The sequence below is a fragment of the Lentzea sp. NPDC060358 genome, assembly GCF_042725365.1.
In the GTDB taxonomy this organism is placed as follows: Bacteria; Actinomycetota; Actinomycetes; order Mycobacteriales; family Pseudonocardiaceae; genus Lentzea.
In genome coordinates this window covers 1-1156 of record NZ_JBHXCW010000493.1, presented here as the reverse complement: position 1 = coordinate 1156, position 1156 = coordinate 1, and the positions used below count along the sequence as shown (strand labels likewise).

At 74.7% G+C, this 1156-nt stretch carries 1 protein-coding gene; it reads left to right on the top strand.

Translation table 11 applies throughout. The features are described 5' to 3' along the window. Window positions 1-136 precede the first annotated feature (136 nt). The coding region (locus ACFWGZ_RS41125) for a TIM-barrel domain-containing protein (RefSeq protein WP_382456996.1) at window positions 137-1156 on the top strand (1020 nt) is incomplete at its 3' end.

Sequence of the window (1156 nt, the reverse complement as noted above, 5' to 3'; positions counted from 1 at the left end):
GGCCTCGGACGCAGGCTGCTGACGGGGCTGGAGCAGGTGGCGGCCGAGCGCGGCCATCGCGTCGTACGCCTGGACACGCACAAGGTGCTCAAGGAGGCTCGGCGGCCGGGCGTCGGGGCCGCGGTTGCGGGACGGGGTGTACGAGCTGTGGAACACCGATCCCGGTGGCCGGTTCGGGCCGGGCGACGATCCGCTGTACCTGACGATGCCGGTGCAGCTGGTGGTGAGTGACGCGGGGACGCATCTGATGTTCCACGACAGCTCCTGGCCGGGGCGGGTGACGCTGCGCGAGGGCGAGGAGGGCGCGGGTTCGGGGCACGACCGGCCGGGGGCGTGCGAGGTGCGGATGGACGGCGGGCCGTTGCGCTGCTGGGTGGTGACGGGTACGCCGGCCCGGGTGCTGAGGGGGTGGACGGCGCTCACGGGCGCTCCGGCGCTGCCGCCGGGCTGGGCGCTGGGGCCGCAGCACGCCCGGTGGGGGTTCGGGAGCGAGCACGAGGTGCGGCGGGTGGTGGCCGGTTACCGGGACCGGGGGCTGCCGCTGTCCGCGCTGCATCTGGACATCGACCACTACGACGGCCACCGGGTGTTCACGGTGGACCGGGAGCGGTTTCCCGATCTGCCGGGGCTGGCCGGGGAGCTGCGGGGAGACGGCGTACGGCTGGTGTCGATCGTCGATCCGGCGGTGAAGGCGGAGCCGGGGAACGCGGTGTTCGACGCGGGGGCGGCGGTCGGGGACGGCGGGGCGTTCGTGCGGGACGCGCGGGGGCGGGTGGTGCGCGGGGAGGTGTGGCCGGGTGAGTGCGTCTTCCCGGACTTCACCGATCCCGGGGTGCGGGAGTGGTGGGGCGGTCTGTACGAGGAGCGGCTGGCTCAGGGCTTCTCGGGGGTGTGGCACGACATGAACGAGCCGGTGTCGTTCGCCGCGTTCGGTGATCCGACACTGCCCCGGTCGGCGCGGCACGCGCTGGAGGGCCGTGGTGGTGATCACCGGGAGGCCCACAACGTGTACGCGCTGGCGATGGCGCGTGCCGGGTACGAGGGGCTGCGGCGGCTGCGTCCGACGGAGCGGCCGTTCCTCTTCTCGCGGTCGGGCTGGGCGGGGATGCAGCGGTACGGGGGCACCTGGTCCGGCGATGTGGCGACCGGCTGGCCG